Annotated in this window: 10 protein-coding genes; 9 read left to right on the forward strand and 1 reads right to left on the reverse strand. The window is 48.0% G+C overall.

What is annotated here, in order from left to right:
* The 6 genes from AC0QH1_RS02595 to AC0QH1_RS02620 form a co-directional block, all read left to right on the forward strand.
* Positions 1 to 216, forward strand: a 216-nt coding sequence (locus AC0QH1_RS02595; RefSeq protein WP_324629233.1) for a hypothetical protein, incomplete at its 5' end; no start/stop codon positions are given.
* Positions 217 to 275: 59 nt separating this feature from the next.
* Positions 276 to 545, forward strand: coding sequence for a hypothetical protein (locus AC0QH1_RS02600; RefSeq protein WP_324629234.1), 270 nt, complete (start codon positions 276 to 278; stop codon positions 543 to 545).
* A 2-nt stretch (positions 546 to 547) separates the two neighbouring features.
* Positions 548 to 874: a type II toxin-antitoxin system RelE family toxin gene (locus AC0QH1_RS02605; RefSeq protein ID WP_324629236.1), complete on the forward strand. Its 327-nt coding sequence runs from the start codon at positions 548 to 550 to the stop codon at positions 872 to 874.
* Between the two features lie 60 nt (positions 875 to 934).
* Positions 935 to 1,069, forward strand: a complete 135-nt coding sequence (locus AC0QH1_RS02610) for a hypothetical protein (protein ID WP_324629238.1) — start codon at positions 935 to 937, stop codon at positions 1,067 to 1,069.
* Positions 1,070 to 1,157: 88 nt separating this feature from the next.
* Positions 1,158 to 2,189: an MraY family glycosyltransferase gene (locus AC0QH1_RS02615; protein ID WP_324629240.1), complete on the forward strand. Its 1,032-nt coding sequence runs from the start codon at positions 1,158 to 1,160 to the stop codon at positions 2,187 to 2,189.
* 81 nt (positions 2,190 to 2,270) lie between these two features.
* The gene (locus AC0QH1_RS02620; protein ID WP_324629242.1) at positions 2,271 to 2,981 is read left to right on the forward strand and encodes a phosphoribosyltransferase; all 711 of its coding nucleotides are present in this window, start codon (positions 2,271 to 2,273) and stop codon (positions 2,979 to 2,981) included.
* A gap of 61 nt (positions 2,982 to 3,042) precedes the next feature.
* Here AC0QH1_RS02620 and AC0QH1_RS02625 read toward each other — a convergent pair whose 3' ends face one another.
* The gene (locus AC0QH1_RS02625) at positions 3,043 to 3,276 is read right to left on the reverse strand and encodes a hypothetical protein (RefSeq protein WP_324629243.1); all 234 of its coding nucleotides are present in this window, start codon (positions 3,274 to 3,276) and stop codon (positions 3,043 to 3,045) included.
* Between the two features lie 372 nt (positions 3,277 to 3,648).
* Here AC0QH1_RS02625 and AC0QH1_RS02630 point away from each other — a divergent pair, with 372 nt between their 5' ends.
* From AC0QH1_RS02630 to AC0QH1_RS02640, 3 genes are all read left to right on the forward strand, one after another.
* On the forward strand, positions 3,649 to 3,909 hold the full coding sequence (locus AC0QH1_RS02630) for a hypothetical protein (protein WP_324629244.1): 261 nt from the start codon (positions 3,649 to 3,651) through the stop codon (positions 3,907 to 3,909).
* Positions 3,910 to 4,086: 177 nt separating this feature from the next.
* Positions 4,087 to 4,731, forward strand: a complete 645-nt coding sequence (locus tag AC0QH1_RS02635) for a hypothetical protein (RefSeq protein WP_324629245.1) — start codon at positions 4,087 to 4,089, stop codon at positions 4,729 to 4,731.
* A 193-nt stretch (positions 4,732 to 4,924) separates the two neighbouring features.
* Entirely contained in the window at positions 4,925 to 5,506 is a 582-nt protein-coding gene (locus tag AC0QH1_RS02640) for a Uma2 family endonuclease (protein ID WP_324629246.1), read from the forward strand.
* The last annotated feature ends 187 nt before the right edge of the window (positions 5,507 to 5,693 follow it).

The raw sequence follows: 5,693 nt of genomic DNA on the forward strand, positions 1-5,693 counted from the left end.
CGCTTTGACTACGCCTTTAAGAGTTCATTTCTGGACTGCTTAAGAATCTGCGCGTCAAAAGAGCCGCAGAGTGTCAAAGAAGAATCCTACCCAACTTTGTTTGGAACAAATGATAGCGCATTCGCGCCGCTACGCGAACGCCTCCTGGGTTCCCTCGTAATCGATAGCAGCAAAATCCGCGATACCCTAGACTACATTAAACTTATTGGTATATAATCATAGGAACCGTCATCCAAAACCTGCCCTTCTGCAACTTTCATGAATGAGGCTATACAATGAATATCTCCGAACTTCAAAATCTAGTTAAATATATTTCCAATGCCCAAGGGGAAAAAACTGCAGTAATTATTCCGATCGAAGTTTGGAACAGTTTGTTGCAAAAAATTACCTCGGTCGAACTCTATTCAACCCTCAGTGGACTCAGCTCCGTTGATGAAAATGAGCCAAAAACTCAGATTCTAGCTGACTTACAAGAGTCTATTCGCGCAGCCAGAGCCGGAGAAACTTACCCGATTTCCCAATTATGGGAAGACCTGGATAGTTGATTATGGCAGAAGTTCGTTTTACCGCACCTTTTAAACGTCGTTTCAAAGATCTCTCTAAACGTTATCGTAAAATTCAGGAAGATGTTCGACCAATAATTGAGACTTTAGAAGCCGGAGAAATTATCGGCCAACAAATTGCTGGTACTGATTTTACTATATTTAAAGTTAGGTCGAAAAATAGCGATATTCCGACAGGCAAAAGTGGTGAATACCGATTAATTTATCAGTTATCTTCACCTGAATGTATTTGGCTACTGTTAATATATGCAAAATCCGACCAAGAAGATGTCACTATAGCAGAAATTAAAGATGCGATTTTGAATGCTTAATTTAGATACCGATTGATAATACTGTCGCTTGCCATAATTTAAACACATTGACCCAGAGCAATGCCCATATTGAAAACCTTCGCCTTGGGCGATCGCTCGCTGACATCATGCCGTAAATTAAATTGCGATCGCCTACGGCAACGCGATCGCTCCCTCTCAACACCCCCACCATCGATCGCCTCCTCGGTTCCCTAGTCGTTGATAGCAGCAAAATCCACAATACCCTAAACTGGCGATCGCCCTTTACGATAGATGAGGGTCTCCAGCAAACTCTTCGTCCATCATGCGACTCCTGATTCTATCGATTGCCACCTTCATCCTCAGCCTCCTCACCACAGGCTGGCTCAAACAACGCTTCAGCCAAAACCTCCTAGACATCCCCAACGATCGCAGTTCCCACAGCCAACCCACCCCACGCGGCGGCGGCTTGGGCTTCATCATTGCCTTCGCCACCACCACCCTCCTCACCGCCATTATCTCCCACTCCTTTCCCCAACTCTCCCCAGTCAAAACCTTACGCCTAACCCCCCTCCAACCCTTCCTACTGCAAATTTGGAGTATCCTGACTCCCCTAGCCATCATCGGTATCCTCGACGATCGCCACAACCTCCCCGCATCTATCCGCTACCTCATTCAACTCGCTGCTGCCGGTATCGCCGTTGCCTGTTTTGGCCCCTTCCCTCAACCTTGGCTGACTGGCTTCGGCATCACCGGACAACTCACCGCCTACATCCTCACCCTCATCGCCATCACCGCCCTGATTAACTTCTACAACTTCATGGACGGTCTCGATGGTCTGGTAGCTGGAGTCACCGCCGTGCAACTGGGCTTCCTCGCCCTCTACCTCAACCAACCCCTCTGGTGGCTCCTGGTTGCGGCTCTCCTGGGCTTTCTGTGGTGGAACTGGTCTCCTGCGAAAATCTTTATGGGTGATGTGGGCAGTACCGTCCTCGGCGCAACCATAGCGATCGCCCTCCTCAACGCAGACAATCCCATCCAAGCTTGGACAGCCCTCGCCATCACCCTCCCCCTCACCGCCGACGCCATCTATACCCTCATCCGCCGCCTCATCCGCCGGGAAAACATCTTCAAAGCCCACCGCAGCCATTTGTATCAAAGATTGCAGCAGTCCGGTTGGACTCACGCCCAAGTTGCCAGTACCTATATTGGGGTCACTGTGCTGATTGCTGGGAGTATTCTGGTTTGGGGTGCGATTGGTGGTTGGATAGGTTTAGCCCTTGTGGTGGTGGGGATAATAGGAGGAGAGGTTTATTTGAGGGGAGAACGGGAAACGGGTCAGAAATCTGCTTTCTAGACGTAAAGATTGGGGGTTTGGCTAGAATTCCGGCAAGAAAGCCGGTTTCTCAGGGGCTATTCAGTGGAGGTTGTTTGGCTAATGACAGTTGTGCGATTTCCTTGGGATGAATTTCCATCGGTATGGATTCATGCCCCAGAATTAGAAGTTAAAAAGCATTTTGCCTACCGTGCAGCCAAATCAGGAGACCCTGATGCTGCTTATCAGTTGGTGAATGAGATGCTTTCAGAACAAGTAGTAGAGCAGTTGGCATCTACATTTGAGGGCACCCAGGTGACATTAGTTTCAGCCCACGCGATTGAGAATATCGGTGTGAACGCAATTCCTGAAGCATTAGCCAATTGCCTAGCTCAGAAATTACATTGGCGGGCCGACAGCAGCATCGTTCAAACGAATATTGTCGCCCATACAGGAGCCGATGGGTTTTCTCCTCTTGCCCGACAAGCTAAGTTTGAGGGAAAAGTTATCCCAGACAAATGTTATCTTTTAGTTGACGACTTTATAGGACAAGGTGGAACCCTCGCCAACCTACGCTCTCATATTATTCAGGGCGCAGGAAAGGTCATGGGTGCAACAGTCCTAACGGGCAAACCTTATTCAGCCAATCTCGCTTTAACAGAAACCAGTCTAAATGCACTGAGGTTAAAACATGGATGCGAACTTGAACAATGGTGGCAAAACCGATTCGGCTTCAACTTTGACTGCCTTACAGAGTCTGAAGCACGTTACTTGCTCAAAACCCCGACAATTGACCGAATCCGAGATAGAATTGCTCAGACAGAGCAAAGTTGAAATTGCCATGCGGGTTAGGGAGCTTTCTCAGTTAAGTAAAACGACGGAGCATTAACAACATTCAGGAGAACTCCCAATCTGAGTCAGGGGTGGCCGGTGCGATCGGATCGTCAAGTAGGCGAACTGTACCCGCTAGTTTTTGAGAAGGCTGGCGACGTCTTGGAGTGGCAACGGCATCCTCGGACATGACTGGGAGGACGATCGCTTCATATTGGCGATCGCTGGTTAAAGAAGGCGGTAGATCGATAACCAGTTGACCATTCACGGGTTTGGTAATGATTCGTAGCGCTTCCATAGCCACCTCCGGACTCGGCACAACGCCTAGATTCTAGCACTAGAACGAAAAAGTTCTGAGGCTGTGAAAATGATACCGTTTTTCTAAAACATCGCTCGATATACCTGGTAGGGACACAGCACTGCTGTGTCCTCTTTTATCGGGAACAGAGGTATGGATGGGCGATCGCTTGTTTACGCCCGAAGGTTAAAACTATAGATGAAAAGCGATCGCATCCTCGCAGAGGACAGGGTATTGCCTAGTCCTCGATCGAGCAAAGCTGAGGTTTATTTGAGTCGTCAGGTAAGCCAAGATTGGAAGATCGCAAAGCCGCTTTATTCGGCGTTTTATGCTATCGTGAGATGAAAGCACAATGATAGCAAAGCTTCTAACATGGCTAATATCAGTGTCAGAGGAATTGAACCGGAAACCCTCTCCAAGCTGAAAGCACTGGCAAAAAAAGAAAACACCAGCGTCAATGCCTTAGTTCTGCGTCTGCTCGATCGCAGTGTTGGTGTCAGCCCGGAAAAACCCCTCTACCAGCGACATGAAGACCTGAGCGAATTAGCTGGTGCTTGGAGCCAAAAAAAAGCCAAGGAATTTGAGGCCAATACCGCCTGCTTTCGCAACATTGACCCACAGCAATGGCAATAAATTGTGCGACCCATTTTGCTAGACACCAAATGCCGTAAATTGCGATCGCTCATAACGAGTCGGACAGACAGCACACAGAAAGAATATCGCGATCGGGATACAGCACTGCTGTGTCCCTACGGGTTTTGGTAGAGACCCCTATAATGCAGATTATATGTAAATCTCCATCCCTATCTGATGACCTTTAACACCCAAATTGATATAAACGCTCAACGGCGAAGACAATTCATTACTCTGGTGATGAAACGAGTTCAGCCGGGGACGGGTAGCGGTCTGGATTTTCTCAACAAACGCACCTGGACTTATCCCGTGACCGATATTAAAGCAATCGTTACTAAAACTCCATTTGCGATCGTGGGTGGGATTGCCACCCGGCTTTATATGCCGGAACGAATGACTTTAGATTTGGATATTTTAGTTTGCGTTCGAGATGCAAAATCCCTGTATGCAGAACTAACAAAAGCAGGCAGTCAAAAAATTGGAGAATTAGCCCTTCCAAGGAGTCAGTGGGAATTACCGGATGGAACTTCTCTCGATGTCCTCGAATTAAATGCGGATTGGGTTCCCGAAGCGATCGCTACTCCGAACATAGCTCCAAATGGCTTGCCCATTATTGCCTTACCCTATCTAGTTCTGATGAAATTACAATCGGCACGAACCCAAGATTTGAGTGATGTGAGTCGGATGATGGGCGCGGCAAACCCCGATGAAATTGCCGAAGTTAAACAGGCGATCGCCCAATATTTGCCTGGAGCATTAGAGGATTTGGAAAGCCTAATTGTCTTAGGTCAGTTAGAACGAAGACCGCCAGGAGAACGTTGATAGGCATCCCAATAAAATAGAGATAGCGATCGCCGTTTTATAGGATCGGTCTCCTTCGTAGGGTAGGCAGGGTGGTAAGAATGAGTCGCTTCCTTTACTGGAAGCGAGCGACCCTGCCCACTCTACCCACTACCCAACTGACGATCGTGCCCGATAAAATTACAAATAAAGCTCACCAACTAGGTTGACACCGATGACTGCTACTGCCGAAAAATCTCTCACCCTAGAAGAATTCCTCCAACAGCCAGAAACCAAACCTGCTAGTGAATTCATCGACGGAAAAATCATCCAAAAACCCATGCCAAAAGGAAGACACAGTTGTTTACAGTACGAAACCTGCAACGTCATTAACCAAGTCACAAAAAATGACAAAATAGCCTACGCCTTTCCCGAACTGCGGTGCAGTTTTGGAAATCGCTCTATCGTTCCGGATATTGCCGTCTTCCGGTGGCAACAGATTCCATTTCTTCCTGATGGGGAAGTACCCGATCGCTTTGACCTCACCCCAGATTGGATTATAGAAATTCTCTCCCCCGAAAAAAAACCCAACAAAGTGATTGGTAATATCCTCTACTGTATCGAACGGGGTAGCCAACTCGGTTGGTTTCTCGACCCAGACGATCGCAGCATTCTGGTATTTTTCCGCGAAGGCCAACCCAGACTCTTGGAACAGAACGACACTCTTCCCGTACTAGAAGGAATCGAGCTAAACCTCACCGTCGAGCAGGTATTTAGTTGGCTAAAAATGGGAGCTTCAGCAGACAACACCCCCTAGAGCTTTTATCAAATGAAAGCTACCGCCCCGTAGGGTGTGTGACCCCCGCAATGCCATCGCGTAATTTGCCCCCCAATCCTCTCCGGGGGCCTGAGCACGAAATGGAGTCATTACGAAAGAAGGACGAGAGTTTGAAAGCTACGTTTTAAAAAACGTAGATGAAAAACGAACGGCGACTTTAGTCGCC

The organism is Phormidium sp. CCY1219, assembly GCF_055795085.1.

Coding starts and splice junctions, on each gene's coding strand:
- AC0QH1_RS02605 (WP_324629236.1), top strand. CDS start 548: ATGGCAGAAGTTCGTTTTACCGCACCTTTTAAACGTCGTTTCAAAGAT.
- AC0QH1_RS02610 (WP_324629238.1), top strand. CDS start 935: ATGCCCATATTGAAAACCTTCGCCTTGGGCGATCGCTCGCTGACATCA.
- AC0QH1_RS02625 (WP_324629243.1), bottom strand. CDS start 3,276: ATGGAAGCGCTACGAATCATTACCAAACCCGTGAATGGTCAACTGGTT.
- AC0QH1_RS02640 (WP_324629246.1), top strand. CDS start 4,925: ATGACTGCTACTGCCGAAAAATCTCTCACCCTAGAAGAATTCCTCCAA.
- AC0QH1_RS02615 (WP_324629240.1), top strand. CDS start 1,158: ATGCGACTCCTGATTCTATCGATTGCCACCTTCATCCTCAGCCTCCTC.
- AC0QH1_RS02635 (WP_324629245.1), top strand. CDS start 4,087: ATGACCTTTAACACCCAAATTGATATAAACGCTCAACGGCGAAGACAA.
- AC0QH1_RS02620 (WP_324629242.1), top strand. CDS start 2,271: ATGACAGTTGTGCGATTTCCTTGGGATGAATTTCCATCGGTATGGATT.
- AC0QH1_RS02630 (WP_324629244.1), top strand. CDS start 3,649: ATGGCTAATATCAGTGTCAGAGGAATTGAACCGGAAACCCTCTCCAAG.
- AC0QH1_RS02600 (WP_324629234.1), top strand. CDS start 276: ATGAATATCTCCGAACTTCAAAATCTAGTTAAATATATTTCCAATGCC.